This window comes from Streptomyces sp. NPDC054783 (assembly GCF_053611725.1).
This window is the reverse complement of sequence record NZ_JBSHAY010000037.1, coordinates 12,192-29,567: the sequence shown is the minus strand read 5'-3', so window position 1 is coordinate 29,567 and position 17,376 is coordinate 12,192. Positions and strand designations below refer to the sequence as shown.

General features: G+C 72.1%; 16 protein-coding genes, 1 pseudogene and 1 riboswitch. Of the genes and pseudogenes, 12 read left to right on the top strand and 5 right to left on the bottom strand.

The window, feature by feature from the left end; translation table 11 throughout:
- Positions 1 to 12: 12 nt before the first annotated feature.
- Both ACWGJ5_RS39415 and ACWGJ5_RS39410 read left to right on the top strand, forming a co-directional pair.
- On the top strand, positions 13 to 1,293 hold the full coding sequence (locus ACWGJ5_RS39415; protein ID WP_453314436.1) for an alginate lyase family protein: 1,281 nt from the start codon (positions 13 to 15) through the stop codon (positions 1,291 to 1,293).
- A gap of 101 nt (positions 1,294 to 1,394) precedes the next feature.
- On the top strand, positions 1,395 to 1,853 hold the full coding sequence (locus ACWGJ5_RS39410) for an acyl-CoA thioesterase (protein ID WP_453314435.1): 459 nt from the start codon (positions 1,395 to 1,397) through the stop codon (positions 1,851 to 1,853).
- Here ACWGJ5_RS39410 and ACWGJ5_RS39405 read toward each other — a convergent pair.
- A complete protein-coding gene (locus ACWGJ5_RS39405) occupies positions 1,813 to 3,027 on the bottom strand; it encodes an MFS transporter (protein WP_453314434.1) in 1,215 nt (404 codons plus the stop codon). The two genes, ACWGJ5_RS39410 and ACWGJ5_RS39405, sit on opposite strands and share 41 nt — an antisense overlap.
- A gap of 130 nt (positions 3,028 to 3,157) precedes the next feature.
- Here ACWGJ5_RS39405 and ACWGJ5_RS39400 point away from each other — a divergent pair, with 130 nt between their 5' ends.
- On the top strand, positions 3,158 to 4,399 hold the full coding sequence (locus ACWGJ5_RS39400; protein ID WP_453314433.1) for an ROK family transcriptional regulator: 1,242 nt from the start codon (positions 3,158 to 3,160) through the stop codon (positions 4,397 to 4,399).
- Between the two features lie 110 nt (positions 4,400 to 4,509).
- Here ACWGJ5_RS39400 and ACWGJ5_RS39395 read toward each other — a convergent pair whose 3' ends face one another.
- Both ACWGJ5_RS39395 and ACWGJ5_RS39390 read right to left on the bottom strand, forming a co-directional pair.
- A complete protein-coding gene (locus tag ACWGJ5_RS39395) occupies positions 4,510 to 5,253 on the bottom strand; it encodes an SDR family oxidoreductase (protein ID WP_453314432.1) in 744 nt (247 codons plus the stop codon).
- 104 nt (positions 5,254 to 5,357) lie between these two features.
- Positions 5,358 to 6,248, bottom strand: coding sequence for an RNA polymerase sigma-70 factor (locus ACWGJ5_RS39390; RefSeq protein ID WP_453314431.1), 891 nt, complete (start codon positions 6,246 to 6,248; stop codon positions 5,358 to 5,360).
- A 325-nt stretch (positions 6,249 to 6,573) separates the two neighbouring features.
- Positions 6,574 to 6,704: riboswitch (FMN riboswitch) on the top strand.
- 156 nt (positions 6,705 to 6,860) lie between these two features.
- On the opposite strand from ACWGJ5_RS39390, the gene ACWGJ5_RS39385 reads away from it, so the two are divergent.
- The 9 genes and pseudogenes from ACWGJ5_RS39385 to ACWGJ5_RS39345 all read left to right on the top strand — a co-directional run bounded on the left by ACWGJ5_RS39385 (position 6,861) and on the right by ACWGJ5_RS39345 (position 14,290).
- Entirely contained in the window at positions 6,861 to 7,469 is a 609-nt protein-coding gene (locus ACWGJ5_RS39385) for a riboflavin synthase (protein WP_453314430.1), read from the top strand.
- A 56-nt stretch (positions 7,470 to 7,525) separates the two neighbouring features.
- A pseudogene (locus tag ACWGJ5_RS39380) lies at positions 7,526 to 8,044 on the top strand (nicotinamide mononucleotide transporter family protein); the annotation flags it as partial.
- A gap of 60 nt (positions 8,045 to 8,104) precedes the next feature.
- Positions 8,105 to 9,403, top strand: coding sequence for a bifunctional 3,4-dihydroxy-2-butanone-4-phosphate synthase/GTP cyclohydrolase II (locus tag ACWGJ5_RS39375; protein ID WP_453314472.1), 1,299 nt, complete (start codon positions 8,105 to 8,107; stop codon positions 9,401 to 9,403).
- A 23-nt stretch (positions 9,404 to 9,426) separates the two neighbouring features.
- Positions 9,427 to 9,912: a 6,7-dimethyl-8-ribityllumazine synthase gene (gene ribH / locus ACWGJ5_RS39370; protein ID WP_208901990.1), complete on the top strand. Its 486-nt coding sequence runs from the start codon at positions 9,427 to 9,429 to the stop codon at positions 9,910 to 9,912.
- Between the two features lie 34 nt (positions 9,913 to 9,946).
- A complete protein-coding gene (locus ACWGJ5_RS39365) occupies positions 9,947 to 10,219 on the top strand; it encodes a phosphoribosyl-ATP diphosphatase (protein ID WP_023552153.1) in 273 nt (90 codons plus the stop codon).
- Between the two features lie 60 nt (positions 10,220 to 10,279).
- Complete coding sequence (gene hisG, locus ACWGJ5_RS39360) at positions 10,280 to 11,137, top strand: ATP phosphoribosyltransferase (protein ID WP_453314429.1); 858 nt, start codon at positions 10,280 to 10,282, stop codon at positions 11,135 to 11,137.
- A 15-nt stretch (positions 11,138 to 11,152) separates the two neighbouring features.
- Entirely contained in the window at positions 11,153 to 11,617 is a 465-nt protein-coding gene (locus tag ACWGJ5_RS39355) for a PH domain-containing protein (protein ID WP_453314428.1), read from the top strand.
- A 268-nt stretch (positions 11,618 to 11,885) separates the two neighbouring features.
- A complete protein-coding gene (locus tag ACWGJ5_RS39350) occupies positions 11,886 to 13,220 on the top strand; it encodes a hemolysin family protein (protein WP_453314427.1) in 1,335 nt (444 codons plus the stop codon).
- Positions 13,217 to 14,290, top strand: coding sequence for a hemolysin family protein (locus ACWGJ5_RS39345; protein ID WP_453314426.1), 1,074 nt, complete (start codon positions 13,217 to 13,219; stop codon positions 14,288 to 14,290). Before ACWGJ5_RS39350 ends, ACWGJ5_RS39345 begins: the two co-directional genes overlap by 4 nt.
- A 76-nt stretch (positions 14,291 to 14,366) precedes the next feature.
- Here the strand turns inward: ACWGJ5_RS39345 and ACWGJ5_RS39340 are convergent, their stop codons facing one another.
- Entirely contained in the window at positions 14,367 to 16,229 is a 1,863-nt protein-coding gene (locus tag ACWGJ5_RS39340; protein ID WP_453314425.1) for an AAA family ATPase, read from the bottom strand.
- Positions 16,230 to 16,657: 428 nt separating this feature from the next.
- On the bottom strand, positions 16,658 to 17,278 hold the full coding sequence (locus ACWGJ5_RS39335) for a uridine kinase family protein (RefSeq protein WP_453314471.1): 621 nt from the start codon (positions 17,276 to 17,278) through the stop codon (positions 16,658 to 16,660).
- Positions 17,279 to 17,376 lie beyond the last annotated feature (98 nt).

Here is a 17,376-nt window from a genome sequence, read left to right as displayed (position 1 = left end):
TCGGAGTGCTCGATGAGTGGAAGATCCCGTGCGACCGTGCTGCTGGCCGCGGTGGTGACGTTCGGCGCCGCGCTCGTCCCGTCCGCGCACGCCGCCCACGCCCCCTCCGCGCACGCCTCGCCGAAGGCCCCGAGGACCGCCGTCCTCGACGGCGGCCGCCTGCAGCAGACCCGCGCCCGCCTCGGCCGCGACCCCCGGCTCCAGCGCGCCCTGCGGGACTTGACCACCCGTGCCGGCACCTGGCTGGACCAGGGCCCCTGGACGGTCGTCGACAAGCCGAGACCCGCACCCGGCGGTGACGTCCACGAGTACCTGAGCCAGGCCCCCTACTGGTGGCCCACGACCACCCCCACCGCCGACAACCCCTGGGGCTGCCCGTACGTCCAGCGCGACGGGCAGCGCACCCCGGAGGTCGACAGCGGAACGGACCGGCAGGATGCCGAGAAGGTCTTCGACTCGACGTACGACCTCGCACTCGCCTGGTACTACACCGGCAGACGGACCTACGCCGAGAAGGCCGGGCAGATCCTGCGCACCTGGTTCCTGGACCCGGCCACCCGGATGAACCCGGACCTGAACCACGCCCAGTTCATCCCGTGCAAGTACGACGGCCGGGCCATCGGCGTCATCGACTTCTCCCAGTCGTACACCAGCGTCCTCGACGCCCAGGCGATCCTGGCCGCCGGCGCCCCCGGCTGGAACGCCGGGGACCGTGCCGCGATGGGCAAGTGGAACGCCGACTTCCTCAACTGGCTGAAGAACAGCGACTTCGGCAAGCAGGAGGGCGCGGCCGCCAACAACCACGGCACCTTCTACGACATGCAGCTCGCCGCCCTCGCCTACGCCACCGGCGACACCGTGCTGGCCCGGCGGACCGTGCTCGACGCGCGCGCCAAGCGGATCGACCCGCAGATCGCGGCGGACGGCGGCCAGCCGCAGGAGCTCGCCCGGACCCGCAGCTGGCACTACTCCGCTTTCGACCTGGTCGCCTACACCCGGCTCGCGGCCATCGGCCGGCACGTGGGCGTGAACCTGTGGTCGTACCAAGGCCCGGACGGACAGAACCTGTTCAAGGCGGTCGGCTATCTGCTGCCGGCCGCGACCGGCACCGCCGCGTGGCCGCATCCGGAACTGGAGTTCCACCGGTACGCGGCCACCGACGTGGTGCACGCGGCGGCCGACGCCGGGGACTCGGCGGCGCAGGCGGCCGTGGCGAAGCTGGAGGCGCCGCCCGGCGGGGACCTGTGGGCGCTGCGGCCCGCCGCCGAGCAGCTGGACTCCATAGCGGGCTGACCGGCCCGGGCCAGGGCTCCTGAGCGGTCGCTTAGTATGGAACCGCCCCGGGGAAACGCCCTGGGGAACCGTCCCCGCAGCGATGTTCAGGAGCCCGCCCCGTGACCGCCGAAGCCCCGATCGCGCCCGCCGTCTCCTACGGCCGGCTGATCCCCGTCACCGTGCACTTCGACGACCTCGACGCGCTCGGCCTCCTGCACAACGCCCGCTACCCGCTGCTGGTCGAGCGCGCCTGGACCGAGCTGTGGAACGCGCACGGCGTCCGCTTCGACGGCGACTGGCACGCGGCCGGCGACGCCTGCAACGCGGTCCGCGAACTGCGCATCGGCTACGAGGCACCCGTGACCAGCCCCGGCACCTACGCCGTCCACCTCTGGCTGGACCGGCTCGGTACCACCGGTCTGACCTACGGCTTCCGCTTCTGTTCGGCCGACGGGACGCGGACCTACGCCCAGGGCACCCGGGTGCTGGTCCGGCTCGACGCCACGACCCTGCGCCCGGCTCCCTGGACCGACGCCTTCAGGGCCGTGGGTCGGGAACTGCTGCGACCGGCCGGCTGACCTCGGCCCGGCCGCCGCGCTCTGCGCTGCGCAGCACGCCCGCGAACCCCGCGAGCCCGCAGGCCAGCGCCGTCACCACGCAGAACGACACCACCAGGCTGGTCGCCTGGGCCACCCCGCCGATCAGGCTCGGCGCGATCAGGCCCGAGGTGTAGGTGATCGTCGCCACGCCGGCGATGGCCTGGCTCGGGTTGGGCCCGGCATGCCCGGCCGCCGCGAAGCACAGCGGTACGACCACCGCGATACCGAGCCCCATCAGCGCGAACCCGCCCATCGCCACCGCCGGGTGCCCGGCGACGACGATCAGCAGACCGCCCAGCACGGCCAGGACGCCGCCGGCCCGGACGGTACGGACCGCGCCGAACCGGTTCACCACCGCGTCCCCGGCGATCCGCGCCACCGCCATCGTCAGCATGAACCCGGTCGTGCAGGCCGCGGCCACTCCCGCCGAGCTGTCCAGCCGGTCCCGCAGGAACACCGCCGACCAGTCCAGGCTCGCGCCCTCCGCGAACACCGCGCAGAAGCCGACCGTGCCGATCAGCAGCGCCGAGCGGGGCGGCAGCGCGAACCGCGGCGGCGGTTCCTCGTCCTCGGCCGGCTGCAGGTCCAGCACCCAGGTGCAGGCCACCAGGCCGAGCACGGTCAGCACGGCCGAGGCGAGCGAGAAGTGCAGCCGGGCGTCGGAGCCGAGGTGGGCCGCGAGCGTGCCGGCCGCCGAGCCGACCAGCGCGCCCGCGCTCCACATGCCGTGCAGCCCGGACATGATCGACTTGTCCAGCAGCCGCTCGATCTCGACGCCGAGGGCATTCATCGCCACGTCGGCCGTGCCCGCGCTCGCGCCGTAGGTGAACATCGCCAGGCACAGGGTGTACAGGTTCGGCGCGAGGGACGGCAGGATCAGGGAGAGCGTCCACAGTGCGAGCAGTCCGCGCAGGGCCGTACGGCTGCCGTAGTGGTGGCTGATCCGGCCCGCCAGCGGCATCGCGCACGAAGCCCCGAGCGCCGTGAAGGCCAGCGCGAACCCCAGCTGGCCCGCGCCGAGCGAGGCGTGTTCCTGGATCCACGGCACCCGGGTGGCGAAGGAGCCGGTCACGGCGCCGTGCACGGCGAACACGGCCGCCACGGCGTACCGGGCACGCCTCACTTCGTCGCGCGCGTATCCCACGTCACTCATGTCCCAGTCCCTCCCCAGGGTCGCCGCTGCGCCATGCGCCGTAAACTATCAGGGACCCTGCCTGATAGATAGACGGTCCTACGGCCGCCGTCGGCGCCCCTCGGTGCGCCGATCTGGAAGGATTCCCGTCATGCCTGCATCACCCAGCACCGCCCGGGCCATCAACGACCGGCTGGCCCTGCGCCTGCTGCAGCAGGAAGGCCCGCTCACCGCCGGGCAGTTGAAGCAGCTGACGGGTCTGTCCCGGCCGACGGTCGCCGACCTCGTGGAACGGCTCACCGCCGGCGGGCTGATCACGGTGGTCGGCGAGTCCGGCGAGCAGCGCCGGGGCCCCAACGCCCGTCTGTACGGCATCGTCGCCGACCAGGCCCACCTGGCCGCGCTCGACGTCCGCACCGGCGGTGTCTTCGTCCTGGTCTCCGACCTGATCGGACGGGTGCTGGCCGAGGCGTCCGTGCCGATCGGCGGCGACACCGGGACCGGTCCGGCCGTCGAGCAGGCGGTGGCCGCGGTGGAACGGACCGCGAAGGAGGCCGGGGCGGACCGGCTGCACACCGTCGGCATCGGCGCGCCGGGCCTCATCGACCCGGCCACCGGCGACCTGCGCGACTCCGGCGGCCTGCCCGCCTGGCACCGCAGCCTCGCCGCCGCGCTGCAGGAACGGCTGCCCGGGGCACGCGTCACCGTGGAGAACGAGACCAACCTCGCCGCCCTGGCCGAGCAGCGCGAGGGCGCCGCCCGGGACCGGGACACCTTCGTCCTGCTCTGGCTGGGTCATGGCGTGGGGGCGGCGGTCGTCCTCGACGGCACCCTCCGCCGCGGTGCCTCGGGCGGCACGGGCGAGATCGGCTTCCTGCCGGTACCGGGCACCGGCTCGCTGCCCTCGGCCAGGGACTGCGACGGCGGCTTCCACTCCCTGACGGGCGCGGCGGCGATCGGCGCCCTGGCGGCGGAGCACGGCCTGTCGGTACCGGCCACGATGGACGGACCGGGCACGGCGGTGGTGATCCGGGAGGCCGTGGCGCAGGTGACGGGGGAGGGGAGCGACTCCCCTCCGGCCGCTTCGGACGCTTCCGGAGCCGGACGGTCCGCCGAGCGCTTTCTCCATGTCCTCGCCGACCGGATCGCCGTCGGCGCCGCGTCCGTGGTGGCCGTGCTCGACCCCGGCTGTGTGGTGCTCGGCGGAGAGGCGGGACAGGCCGGCGGCGCCGTGCTCGCCGGGCTGGTGGAGGAGCGGTTGCGCCGTATGTCGCCCCTGCTCACGGAGGTACGGGCGAGCACCCTCGGCGGCGCGGCGGTCCTGCGCGGCGCCCTGCTGACCGCGCGTGACCGCGCCCAGGACGACCTGTTCGCACCCCAGGACCGGAACTGACGGCACGCCGGACACTCCTGCGCCACCCGCGCGGCATACGGCCGCCGGCGCGGGTGGCACGGGCCTGGACGCGGAGGTGCTCCTCCCCGCTGTCCCTCACGGCCGCTCTGTCAGCCGCCGAACCGGCGCCCCAGATACTCCTCGAACGTCGTCCTCCCCACCGCCTGTTCCGGCGCCAGCAGCCCGCCCTCGCGGCAGGCGCGGTAGGTCCGGCCGAACAGCGGCACCTGGGCCACCGCCCGACGCCGCCCGGTCGCGTGGAGGTAGGCGCGGGCCAGCGAGTCCAGGGACCGCACTTCGGGGCCGCCCATGTCCGCCACCCGCCCCGCCGGCGCGGCGAGCGCCAGCTCGGCCAGGCGGTCCGCGACCTCGGCCACCTCCACCGGCTGGTCCGGGACCCCGGCCGGGACCAGCATGACGGGCGACTTGGCCAGTCCGCCGAGGGTCGTGACCAGGAGGTCGTGGAACTGGGTCGCGCGCAGGATGGTCCAGCCGATCCCCGACTCCTCGATCCGGCGCTCCACGGCCAGCTTCGTCTTGTAGTAGCCGAGCGGAACCCGATCGATGCCGACGATGGAGATGTAGGCCAGATGGCCCACACCGGCCCGCCGCGCCGCCGCGATCAGATGATCGGCGGAGGACTCGTCCCCGCCCCGCTGGGTGGTCGCGCAGTGCACCACGGTCTCCACCCCGGCGAGCGCGGCGTCCAGACCGCTCCCGCCCACGCGCAGATCGACGGCGTACGGCTGCGTGTGCCGGCTGAGCACCCGCACCTCGTGCCCCTCCGCCCGCAGCCGCTCCGTCACACGCCGGCCGAGCGTGCCGGTCCCGCCGGTCACCAGGATCGTGGTCATGCTGTTCCTGTCCCTTCGGACTCCGCGTGCCCCTGGTCGGAGCACCTTCGACAGCTGAGACCACGCAGCCCCCGGCAAATGTGACAAGCCCCGGGTCCGCTCTTCTACGACCGGGTCAGCTGCCGTTGCATGTAGGTCAGCTTGTCCGGGTTCATCACGGTCCGCATATGGGTGATCAGCCCGTCCCGGAGTTCGAAGGACGCCACCCCTGCGAGCGCGTCGCCCGCCCACGCGACCAGCGCGCTCGCGCCGTTGACCTCCACCACCGCGAAGTCCAGGCCGCCCGTGAACCGCTCGGCCCCGCCCACCAGGAAGCGCACGACCTTCTCGCGGCCCTCGACCGGCCGCCTGACCGCGGACACCTTGCCGCCGCCGTCGCCCCAGTAGGTGACGTCCGCCGCGAGCATCTTCTCCAGGCCGGCCAGGTCACCCTCGCGGGCCGCCGTGAGGAAGGACATGAGCAGTGCCTCCCGCCGCTCGGGCGCCGGCTCGAAGCGGCCCTCCGGCACGGCGACCCGCGCCACCGCCCGCCGGTACAGCTGACGGCAGTTGGCCTCGCTCAGGTCGAGGACGTCGGCGATCTCCCGGTGGGCGTAGCCGAACGCCTCCCGCAGCACGTACACGGCCCGCTCGGTCGGCGTCAGCCGCTCCAGCAGGACCAGCAGGGCCATGGAGACCTGCTCGCGCCGCTCCGCCGACTCCAGCGGGCCGAGCGTGCCGTCGGAGGTGACCACCGGCTCGGGCAGCCAGGTCCCGGGGTATTCCTCACGCCGCGCCCGGGCCGAGGTCAGCCGGGTCAGGCAGAGGTTGGTGACGGCCTTGGCGAGCCATGCCCCCGGATGCCCGATCGCCGCCCGGTCGGCGCCGCGGAACCGCAGGTACGCGTCCTGCACCGCGTCCTCCGCCTCGTGGGCGGAGCCCAGCAGGCGGTAGGCCAGGCCGAACAGCCGGGGCCGGTGGGACTCGAACTCGTCGGAGGGCGGCGATGACGTCATGCGCCTCACCCTGCCAGACACCCGGCGGCGACCTGGTCATGGAGTCCCCCCCGGTGTCCCACACGTGGGGTCCGGCCTCCTGAAGTCCTGACGGTCCGGCGGCGGGCAAGGGCCGTCGTCACCGCCACCGGACCCGCCCGCACGATAAAAGGACTAGACCATAGGGGTCAATGGGTCCGGACCAAGACCAACCCGCCCTGGACGTCGGTCGGTTGCGCGGTCCGACCGCACCGCGCAAGGCCGGCGACACGTGCTGTGAGGGAGCCCACACGCTCCGCCTGTCTGGAGTGCCCCCAGGCGTGGCACACTGGCCGTGTACCAGAAGCAGCGCACTCCGGGGTCGGTGAAAGTCCGAACCGGCGGTTACAGTCCGCGACCCGGTCGCTTCCAGCGGCCGGTTGACCAGGTGAAATTCCTGGACCGACGGTTAAAGTCCGGATGGGAGGCAGTGCGCGGCGGGCGGGCACACGTACCTGTGCGCGTCGCCGTATCTGGGCTTGTCCGTACGCGGACGAGCCTCTTTCGGCGTCGCCCCGGCGTGCTCACCCGTACATTCTGTCGTCATCGACAGGCCCCGGAGTCCGTGCCCCAAGAGGCAGGAGGACCCGGGAAGTGTTCACCGGAATCGTCGAAGAGCTGGGTGAGGTCACCGCCGTCGAGAACCTCGGCGACGCCTCCCGCTTCCGGCTCCGTGGCCCCGTCGTGACCGAGGGCGCGCAGCACGGCGACTCCATCGCCGTGAACGGGGTCTGTCTGACCGTCGTGGAGCACGAGGGCGACGAGTTCACCGCCGACGTGATGGCGGAGACCCTGAAGCGTTCCAGCCTCGGCGCACTCGCCGTCGGCTCCCGCGTCAACCTCGAGCGTCCCATGGCCGTGGGCGCGCGGCTCGGCGGGCACATCGTGCAGGGCCATGTCGACGGCACCGGCGAGGTGCTGGAACGCAAGCCCTCCGAGAACTGGGAGCTCGTGAAGATCTCCCTCCCGGCGGACCTCTCCCGCTACGTCGTGGAGAAGGGCTCCATCACCGTCGACGGCATCAGCCTCACGGTCGTGGACGCCGGCCCCGACCACTTCACGGTCAGCCTCATCCCGACCACCCTCGCCCTGACCACGCTCGGCGTGAAGCAGCCCGGCGACCCGGTCAACCTCGAGGTCGACGTCGTCGCCAAGTACGTCGAGCGGCTCCTCGGCGACCGTGCCCAGGGAGCCACCAAGTGAACTGGCTGAACTCCGAGGCCTTCACCCTCTTCGGGCAGCGCATCATCTGGTCGGACATGACCGGCAACATCCTCGGCCTGATCACCCTCGCCCTCGGCTGGCGCCGCTCCCTGTGGACCTGGCCCGTGCAGTTCCTCTCCGGCCTCGTCCTCTTCGCCGCCTTCTACGGTCATCTGACCGGCAGCGCCGGCAAGCAGGCCGTCGTCATGGCCGTCGCGCTGTACGGCTGGTGGCAGTGGCAGCGGAACAAGGGCCGGTCCGCCGACGGCCACATCACCCCCCGGTTCGCCGGCTGGCGCGAGCGCGCGGCGATGCTCGGCGCGGCCGCCATCGGCACGGTCGCGGTGGCCCTGCTCTTCACGGCCTACCCGTCGCTGTCCTGGGACCCCTGGCCCGACGCCTACATCTTCGTCGGCACCATCGTCGCCATGTACGCCCAGGCCAAGGGCATGGTCGAGTTCTGGATCGCCTGGCTGCTGGTCGACCTCGTCGGCGTACCCCTCAACTTCGCCAACCGCTACGCCTTCTCCGGTTTCGTCTACGTCATCTACGGCGCACTCGTCCTGTGGGGCATGCGCGACTGGTGGCTGCGCTCCCGCAGGAGCCCGCAGCCCGTCCTGGAAAGGAGCCCCGGCATGACCTCGGCACCGCTGCTGTACGACACGGACGCCTTCGAGAGTTTCGGCCTCGACCCCGTCGAGCAGGCCATCGCCGACATAGCGGCCGGCCGCCCGGTCGTGGTCGTGGACGACGAGGACCGGGAGAACGAGGGCGACCTCGTCGTCGCCGCCGAGAAGGCCACCCCCGAGATCGTCGCGTTCATGATGAGCGAGTGCCGGGGACTCATCTGCGCCCCCATGGAGGGCGAGGAACTGGACCGGCTGCGGCTGCCGCAGATGGTCGACGACAACACCGAGTCGATGAAAACCGCGTTCACCATCTCCGTGGACGCCTCGGCCGCTCACGGTGTGAGCACCGGTATCTCGGCCGCCGACCGCGCGACGACGCTTCAGCTCCTCGCGACCGGCACGGCGGAGCCGACGGACTTCGTCCGCCCCGGCCATGTCTTCCCGCTGCGCGCCAAGCCCGGCGGCGTCCTCGTCCGCAACGGCCACACCGAGGCCGCCGTCGACCTCGCCCGGCTCGCGGGCCTGCGCCCGGCAGGCGCCATCGTGGAGATCGCCGGCGAGGACGGCCGTATGCTCCGCCTGCCCGAGCTGATCCCGTTCGCCCGCAAGCACGGCCTGACGATCATCTCCATCGAGGACCTGATCGCCTACCGCCGCAGCAGCGAGCCCACCGTCCGCCGCGAGGCCGAGACCCGCCTGCCCACCAGGCACGGCACCTTCACCGCCTACGGCTACCGCTCCACCGACGGCGTCGAACACGTCGCCCTCGTCCACGGCGAGCTCGGCGACGGCGAGGACGTCGTCGTCCGCGTCCACTCCGAATGCCTCACCGGTGACGTCTTCGGCTCCCTGCGCTGCGACTGCGGCCCCCAGCTGGACACCGCCCTGCAGCGCATCCAGGAGGAGGGCCGGGGCGTGGTGGTCTACCTGCGCGGCCACGAGGGGCGCGGCATCGGCCTGCTGTCCAAGCTCCGGGCGTACGAGCTGCAGGAACGCGGTCGCGACACTCTGGACGCCAACCTCGAACTCGGCCTGCCCGCCGACGCCCGCGACTACGGCGCCGGCGCCCGGATCCTTGCCGACCTCGGCGTGCGCAGCGTCCGGCTGATGACCAACAACCCGGACAAGACGGACGCGCTGGAGCGTCACGGCCTGAAGGTCACCGGCCGCGAGCCGATGCCCGTTCAGGCGGGCGAGCACAACCTGCACTACCTGCGTACCAAGCGCGACCGCATGGGACACGACCTGCCCTGGCTGGACACGCCCGCCGTGTCGGCTTCCGCGGCCACCTGCGGCAACCAGTAAGCAAGAAAGCACTTAGGAGAGACGTGAGCGGCAAGGGTGCACCGGAACTGTCCGTACGCAACGCGAGCGACCTCAGGGTCGCCGTCATCGCGGCGCAGTGGCACGAGAAGGTGATGGACGGTCTGGTGAACGGCGCCCTGCGCGCCCTGCACGAACTGGGGATCGACGAGCCGACCCTGATCCGGGTCCCCGGCAGCTTCGAACTCCCGGTCGCCGCCAAGGTGCTGGCCGGGCGCGGCTACGACGCCGTGGTCGCCCTCGGTGTCGTCATCCGCGGCGGCACCCCCCACTTCGACTACGTGTGCCAGGGCGTCACCCAGGGCCTCACCCAGGTCAGCATCGAGACCGGCGTGCCCGTCGGCTTCGGCGTACTCACCTGCGACACCGAGGAGCAGGCCCTGGACCGGGCCGGCCTGGAGGGCTCCAACGAGGACAAGGGCCACGAGGCGGTGACCGCGGCGGTCGCGACCGCGGCGACGCTCCGCTCAGTATCCGAACCCTGGCACTGAGGCACCGGCCGGAGCGCGTAGGGTAAGGACCACCATGTCCAAGAAGACGTTCGAGGAGCTCTTCACCGAGCTCCAGCAGAAGGCCGCCCACGGCGATCCCGCCACTTCCCGCACCGCAGAGCTGGTCGGCAAGGGCGTCCATGCCATCGGCAAGAAGGTCGTCGAAGAGGCCGCCGAGGTCTGGATGGCCGCCGAGTACGAGGGCAAGGAGGCGGCCGCGGAGGAGATCTCCCAGCTGCTGTACCACGTCCAGGTGATGATGGTCGCCCGCGGGATCTCCCTCGACGACGTCTACGCCCACCTGTAGTCCGCCTGCGCAAAAGCCGTAAAGCCGTAGAAACCCCTTCACGCAAAGGAAGCCGACCTCATGCTGCGCATCGCCGTCCCCAACAAGGGTTCACTGTCCGGCCCTGCGGCGGAGATGCTGCATGAGGCCGGCTACCAGCAGCGCCGCGAGTCCAAGGAGCTGCGGATCGTCGACCCGGGGAACGAGGTCGAGTTCTTCTACCTCCGCCCGCGCGACATCGCGATCTACGTCGCCTCCGGCCGCCTCGACCTGGGCATCACCGGCCGCGACCTGCTGATCGACTCCGGTGCCGACGCCGAGGAGATCCTGCCGCTCGGCTTCGCCCGCTCCACCTTCCGCTTCGCCGCCAAGCCGGGCACCGCGAGCGGCATCGAGGACCTCAAGGGCAAGACGGTCGCCACCTCCTACGAGGGCATCGTCGCCGGCCACCTCACGGACGCCGGCGTCGACGCCTCCGTCGTCCACCTCGACGGCGCCGTGGAGACCGCGATCGAGCTGGGCGTCGCCGAGGTCATCGCCGACGTCGTCGAGACCGGCACCAGCCTGCGCAACGCCGGGCTGGAGGTCTTCGGCGAGCCGATCATGAAGTCCGAGGCGATCGTCATCCGCCGCACCGACGCCGACGGCGAGGAGGACGCCGAGCCGAAGGTCCAGCAATTCCTGCGCCGCCTCCAGGGCGTCCTGGTCGCGCGGACGTACGTGATGATGGACTACGACTGCCGCGTCGAGCAGCTGGAGAAGGCCGTCGCGCTCACCCCCGGCCTGGAGTCCCCGACCGTCTCCCCGCTGCACAACGAGGGCTGGGTCGCGGTCCGCGCCATGGTCCCCGCCAAGGAGGCGCAGCGGATCATGGACGACCTCTACGCCATCGGCGCCCGCGCCATCCTCACCACGGCCATCCACGCCTGCCGCCTGTAAGGGGTGCGTACCGAGATGTCCGACACCCCATCCCTTCCCGCCCTTCCCGTCACCTTCCGGCCGGGCCACACCCGGGTGATCCTGCTCACCGCCGGTGTCGCGATCTTCCTGACCATCTCCGGGGTCGCGATGCTGCTGGAGCAGCTCGGCCCGGGGGAGCGGGCGAGCTTCGTCGTCACCGGGGCGCTGATCTTCTGGGCGCTGGCCCAGCTGGCCCGGGTGAAGGTCGTCGCCGACGAGTCCGGTGTCACCGTGGTCAACATCGCCGGCAAGCGGCACCTGGAGTGGGCGGAGATCGTCCAGGTGAACCTCCGTCCGGGGGATCCCTGGGTCTTCCTCAACCTCAGTGACGGCACCAGCCTGCCCGCGCTCGGCATCCAGCCGGGCCTCGCCAAGCAGCGGGCCATCGCCGACGCGCAGGCCCTGCGCGCCCTCGCCGAAGCCCGTTCCCCGGCCCACCCGGTCGAGGATCAGGGCTGACCCGGACCACATCGGACCCGGCTCGGGCCGGATCAGGGCCGACTCGGGGGCAGATCCGGGCTGACTCGGGGCCGCCGACTCTGCCCGACTGGCCCGTGTCTTGATTAATCTGGTGACGGAGGCCGTTTCGCTGCGTCTCCGCCCCTGGGGCACCACCCGGTGCACAGGGGTTCCTGCTACCCGAGGAGTGACTCCCTCCAGCGATGGACGGATCGTCCTGTAGTACCTGCGCCGCCCCGACCCGACATACCGGGAAGGCGGTGGCAGCGTGACCATCTCCCTGCTGCTCCTGGGAGCGGCTTTCCTGCTGATCCTCGCCAACGGATTCTTCGTGGCGGCCGAGTTCGGCCTGGTGACCGTCGAGGCCACGGACGCCGAGAAGGCGGCCGCCGAGGGCGACCGCCGGGCCGGCAGAGTGGCCGAGTCGCTCAAGGAGCTGTCCTTCCAGCTCTCCGGCACCCAGCTCGGCATCACCATCACCTCCCTGGTCGTCGGCATGCTCGCCGAACCGGCCCTGGCCCGCCTGCTGCACGGCCCGTTCGCCGGCATCGGCATCCCCGACGGCGCCGTCTCCGGTGTCGCCGTGGTCGTCGGCATGCTGCTGGCCTCCGCGATCCAGATGGTGATCGGCGAGCTCGTGCCCAAGAACTGGGCCGTGTCCAAGCCGCTGCCGGTCGCCCGGTTCGTGGCCGGCCCCCAGCACCGCTTCGCCCGCCTGTTCCGCCCGGTGATCGCCGCGCTCAACACCGTCGCCAACCGGCTGGTGCGGGCCCTCGGCGTCGAACCCGCCGAGGAACTGGCCTCCGCCCGCACCCCGGGCGAACTCGTCTCCCTGGCCCGGCACTCCGCGCAGGCCGGAGCCCTGGAACAGGACACGGCCGACCTGTTCGTCCGCACCCTGTCCCTGGGCGAGCTGACCGCGCAGCACGTCATGACCCCGCGGGTGAAGGTCAGTGCCCTCCAGGACTCGGCCACCGCCGAGGACGTCGTCAACCTCACCCGGGCCACCGGCCTGTCCCGCTTCCCCGTCTACCGGGAGAAGATCGACGAGATCGTGGGCATGGCCCATCTGAAGGACGCCCTCGCCGTCCCCGTGCACGACCGCCTGCGCACCCCGGTGACCCGTATCGCCCGCAAGGCGCTGCTGGTCCCGGAGACCCTGCCGGTCCAGCCCCTGCTAGCCCGGCTCCGCTCCGAGCAGCCCATCGCGGTCGTCGTGGACGAGTACGGCGGCACGGCGGGCGTGGTCACCCTGGAGGACATCGTCGAGGAACTCGTCGGCGAGGTCCGCGACGAGCACGACGCCACGGACATGCCCGAGCTGGCCCCGGCCCCGCCGGAGGACGGCCGGCCCGCCTGGGACGCCGACGGCAGCTGCCGCGTCGACATCCTCCAGCGCATAGGCCTCGACGTGCCCGAGGGACCGTACGAAACGGTCGCCGGACTCGTCGCCGACCTGCTCGGCCGCATCCCGGCCCCCGGCGACAAGGCGGAACTGCCCGGCTGGCGGCTCTCGGTCCGCCAGGTCGGCCACTACCGCGCCGAACGGGTCCGCCTGGTCAGGACGGCCCCGGCGGCGAACGTGATGGAGGCCGCCCGATGAGCGTCCTCCAACTAGTCTTCGCCGCGCTGCTCGTGCTCGCCAACGGCTTCTTCGTCGGCGCCGAGTTCGCGCTCGTGTCCGTGCGCCGCAGCCAGATCGAACCGCTGGGCACGGCGCGGGCCCGCCAGGTCCTCTACGGTCTTCAGCGCCTGCCCCAGATGATGGCCGCGGCCCAGTTCGGGATCACGCTCTGCTCGCTGACGCTGGGCGCGGTGGCCGAGCCGACGGTGGCGCATCTGCTGGAGCCGGTGTTCGCGGCGGTCCATCTCCCCGACGGCATGGTCCACCCGCTCGGCTATGTGATCGCGCTGGCCGCCGTGGTCTTCTTCCACCTGGTCATCGGCGAGATGGTGCCGAAGAACCTCGCGATGGCGGCCCCCGAGAAGGCGGCGCTGTGGCTGAGCCCCGGCCTGGTCTGGTTCGCCCGCCTGTGCAAGCCGATCACCGTGTCCCTCGGCGCCTGCGCCCAGGCCATCCTGCGGCTCTTCCGCGTCGAGCCCAAGGACGAGGTCGAGGCCGTCGTCACCAGCGAGCAGCTCAACCGCCTGCTGGAGGACTCCGGCCAGGCCGGCCTGCTCGACCCCGAGGAGCGGGAACGCCTGGAGGACGCCCTGGAGCTGGGCTCCCGCCCGGTGACCGACGTCCTGCTGAGCCGGGAGTCCCTGGTCACGGTGGCCCCGTCGGTCACCCCGGGCCAGATCGTCGAGCTGACGGCCCGCACGGGGTACTCCCGCTTCCCGGTCGCCGCGTCGGACAAGGGCCCCTTCATGGGGTACGTCCACGTCAAGGACGTCCTCGACCTGGAGCACTCCGGCCGTGCCGTCCCGCAGAAGGTCTGGCGGCCCATGACCACCCTGCGGGCCGAGCTGCCGCTCGACGACGCCCTCACGGTCATGCGGCGGGCGGCCACGCACTTGGCCCAGGTCGCGGACGCCTCCGGCAAGGTGCTGGGTCTGGTGGCCCTCGAGGACGTCCTGGAGCTGCTGGTGGGCGAGGTACGGGACCCGGCGCACCGGGAGATGCCGGAGCCGCGGGTCAGCGGGGAGCCGGAGCAGGTGCTCGCCTCCTAGCCCGGGTGGTGCGGGGAGCGGCGCGGCCTGCCGTGCGTCGTGGCCGGTCACTCCCCGCGCCCCTTCGGGGGCTGTCCTACATACCCGACGGATCGTGCGGCCCCCGCCCCGACAGCACTTCCCCGTACGCCTGCATCAAGTCGGGCAAGCGAAGCGTGGCCAAGTCCTCCCGGGACAGGGAACCCGCATACGTCGACAGCCGGAGATCCCGGTACGCGCAGCTCTTCTCGTACAGGGTGCGCAGGAACCGGCCGTTGCCCAGTTCGTCGATCCACCCCTGCTCGACCACGTGCCCGGCGATCGAACGCAGCTCCTCCTGGGCCTCTGCGTCCCACGCGTCCCCGTTCTCGGCGGCCAGCACCTTGCCGATCTCGGTGAGTTCGTGCGGCCGGTAGGAGGGGAAGTCGACGCGGGTCGTGAACCGGGAGGACAGTCCGGGATTCGCGGCCAGCAGCCGGTCCATGCCCTCCGGATAGCCGGCGAGGATCACCACCAGGTGGTCCCGGTTGTCCTCGGCCCGCTTCAGCAGCACCTGCAGGGCCTCGTCGCCGTACGCGTCCCCCTTGCCGTATCCCGAGTTGGACAGCGAGTACGCCTCGTCCACGAACAGCACCCCGCCGATCGCGGAGTCGATCAGCTCGTTGGCCTTCACGGCCGTCTGCCCGAGGTACTCGCCGACGAGGTCCGCCCGCTGTGCCTCGACCAGATGGTCACCGCCGAGCAGCCCGAGCGCGTAGAACACCCGCCCCAGAATCCGCGCCACCGTGGTCTTGCCGGTGCCCGACGGCCCGGAGAAGACGAAGTGCCGTTTCGGAGGCTGCACCGGCAGCCCCTGCCCGGCCCGCAGCCGGGCCATGTTCAACTGCGCGGACAACGCCTTGACCTGGCGTTTCACCGGCTCCAGCCCCACCATGCGCTCGAGCTCGGCGAGCGCCTCCTCGAGCAGGGCGGGATCGGTCGGACCGGCCGGAATGGGGGAGGAGGAGACACCGGTCTTGATCCGCACCGCCGGATCGGTCACCGAAGGCAGGGGCCCCGTCTGCAGGTCCGGCTCCGGCAGCCGCAGATCACGCCCCTCGGCGCCGAAGAGCGGATCGAAGCCGTCGGGTCCGTCCACGCTGTCCTGCCCGGCGCCCGTCAGCGTGATCGCCGCCAGGTCGGCGGTGTCGTCGTACCCGTCGCCCTCGGCGATCGCCGCCAGCCGCGCCGAGGTGTCCATGAAGGCCGGGTCGACGCGGTGCACGGCGCGGTACAGGGGGAGCGCCGCCGCCGAGCGGCCCGTGCCCTCGTGCGCCCGCGCCAGCCAGTAGCGCAGCTCCTTGCGCTGCGGCTGTTCGCTGCGGCACCGCATCAGCGCCGCCGACAGCAGGGGCTCGGCCTGGCCGTACATCTCCAGCCGGACCCTGGCCATGCCGCCGAACAGGCCCGCCTCGATGCCGAGCATGGGATCGTCCAGCAGCGGGTCGGTGTGCCGTACCAGCTGCTCCCAGTCCTTGACCAGATAGGAGCGGCAGGCGTGCAGGAAGCGGACCTGCGGGTCGGTGTCGACCGGGGGCAGCCCGGCGAGGGCCCGGTCCAGCTCGGGCACGTGCCGGCCGTCCAGCCAGTGCGAGGCGTGCGCGAGCAGCAGGTCGCGCGGGCTCTCCAGCACCGGCTGCACCCACCAGCCCAGCCAGTACCAGGAGTTGAGCGTGCGACGGTGCCGGGCGCGCTGTTCGCCGAAGCGGTCGCGGTGCCGGAACATCCTCAGCAGTGAGGTCGTCGTGTCGACCCGGAGCGCGTGCAGCCCGAGCCAGCCGTCGGCCATCCCCGGGTCCATCCGCACCGCGGCGCGGAACTCCTCCTCCGCCTGCGGGTAGGCGCCCATCGTGTAGGCGTCCACTCCCCGCAGCCAGGCCAGGTCGGCCGGGGCCTCGGGGCCCTGCGTGCCGAAGTCCATCCCGTCCCCCCACAGACCGTGCCCCCGTGGTTCACCACCGGGCAGTCGCCCGGCGTCGCCGCGGTTCGAACCGCCGTGCCGCGGACCGGAGTTACAGGTGCGCGAGGCAGCCTCGAAGGTCGCACCGAGGGCATCGTACCCGTGCGACGACCGCGTGCCGAAGGGTGCCGCACGGGCCGTTTGGCGAGGTGGGAGCAGACGGGGCGCACGCGGATCGGTGACCGAGGGTGAGCGGATCGGCGCGCGGGGCACCCGGAAAAATGGGGGCAGACAGAACGAAGCCCCCGGTCACGGGGGAACAACCGGGGGCTTCGCGTCTGGGGGCGGTCCCGAATGACCGCTCATTGAGAACGTAAGACCTGTACGGCCCCCCGGTCAAGCGGAGTTGAGGCACTCCCGGAAGTTCCCCCGCAAGGGTCTTCACAGCTTCACCACAACGGGGAGGGTCCGTCACTCTGGGTAACACCTTGGTCCGGTCCACAGGTTGACCCGGGACCCGGCAGCACCTCGTACCCCTTCGGCGTCTGCAGCACCAGAAGATCGGCATGGGGGCGCGAAGGGTCCGCGGTGAAGTGCGCGTGCTCCGCCTCGACCCAGCCCTTCCAGAACTCCCGCTGCTCGGCCCCGTCCCGCAGCCGGCCACGGGTCCAGGACTCCTCCCGGGGCAACTCCATCCACAGCAGCAGGGCCAGGTGCGGCCGCAGGGCCCGGCGGCCGGCGCCGACGCCCTCGACGAGGACCACGGGTGCGGCCGGCAGCGGGCGCGGCGCGCCGAAGCCGCGGGCGCGCCAGTCGTAGGGTGCGCAGGAGGCGCTCTCGCCCCGGGCGAACGGCCGGATCACCTGGGCCATGAGCCGGTCGGTCCACTCGAAGAGCTGTTCGTGGCTGGCGATGTCGTCGAGATGCAGCACCGGAGCCCCGCCGAGCGCGGCGGCCAAGTGCCCGGCGAAGGTGGACTTTCCCGAGCCGGCGTGCCCGTCGACGGCGATCAGCCGGACCGGCCCGAGGGAGGGGGGAAGCCCGCGCAGCCGGGCGGCGAGGTCGCGAATGGTGGTTCCCGGGGTGGGTGGGTGTGGGCGGTTTTCGGGGACAGTGTAGTTGTGGTCGCGTTTTGAATCATCGGCTGCCAGCCAGTCAAGGCCCTGGA

Excerpts from the sequence above, each read along its gene's own strand:
- ACWGJ5_RS39415 (WP_453314436.1), top strand. The coding sequence starts at position 13 with ATGAGTGGAAGATCCCGTGCGACCGTGCTGCTGGCCGCGGTGGTGACG.
- ACWGJ5_RS39405 (WP_453314434.1), bottom strand. The coding sequence starts at position 3,027 with ATGAGTGACGTGGGATACGCGCGCGACGAAGTGAGGCGTGCCCGGTAC.
- ACWGJ5_RS39400 (WP_453314433.1), top strand. The coding sequence starts at position 3,158 with ATGCCTGCATCACCCAGCACCGCCCGGGCCATCAACGACCGGCTGGCC.
- ACWGJ5_RS39395 (WP_453314432.1), bottom strand. The coding sequence starts at position 5,253 with ATGACCACGATCCTGGTGACCGGCGGGACCGGCACGCTCGGCCGGCGT.
- ACWGJ5_RS39390 (WP_453314431.1), bottom strand. The coding sequence starts at position 6,248 with ATGACGTCATCGCCGCCCTCCGACGAGTTCGAGTCCCACCGGCCCCGG.
- ACWGJ5_RS39375 (WP_453314472.1), top strand. The coding sequence starts at position 8,105 with ATGACCTCGGCACCGCTGCTGTACGACACGGACGCCTTCGAGAGTTTC.
- ACWGJ5_RS39365 (WP_023552153.1), top strand. The coding sequence starts at position 9,947 with ATGTCCAAGAAGACGTTCGAGGAGCTCTTCACCGAGCTCCAGCAGAAG.
- hisG (WP_453314429.1), top strand. The coding sequence starts at position 10,280 with ATGCTGCGCATCGCCGTCCCCAACAAGGGTTCACTGTCCGGCCCTGCG.
- ACWGJ5_RS39355 (WP_453314428.1), top strand. The coding sequence starts at position 11,153 with ATGTCCGACACCCCATCCCTTCCCGCCCTTCCCGTCACCTTCCGGCCG.
- ACWGJ5_RS39345 (WP_453314426.1), top strand. The coding sequence starts at position 13,217 with ATGAGCGTCCTCCAACTAGTCTTCGCCGCGCTGCTCGTGCTCGCCAAC.
- ACWGJ5_RS39340 (WP_453314425.1), bottom strand. The coding sequence starts at position 16,229 with ATGGACTTCGGCACGCAGGGCCCCGAGGCCCCGGCCGACCTGGCCTGG.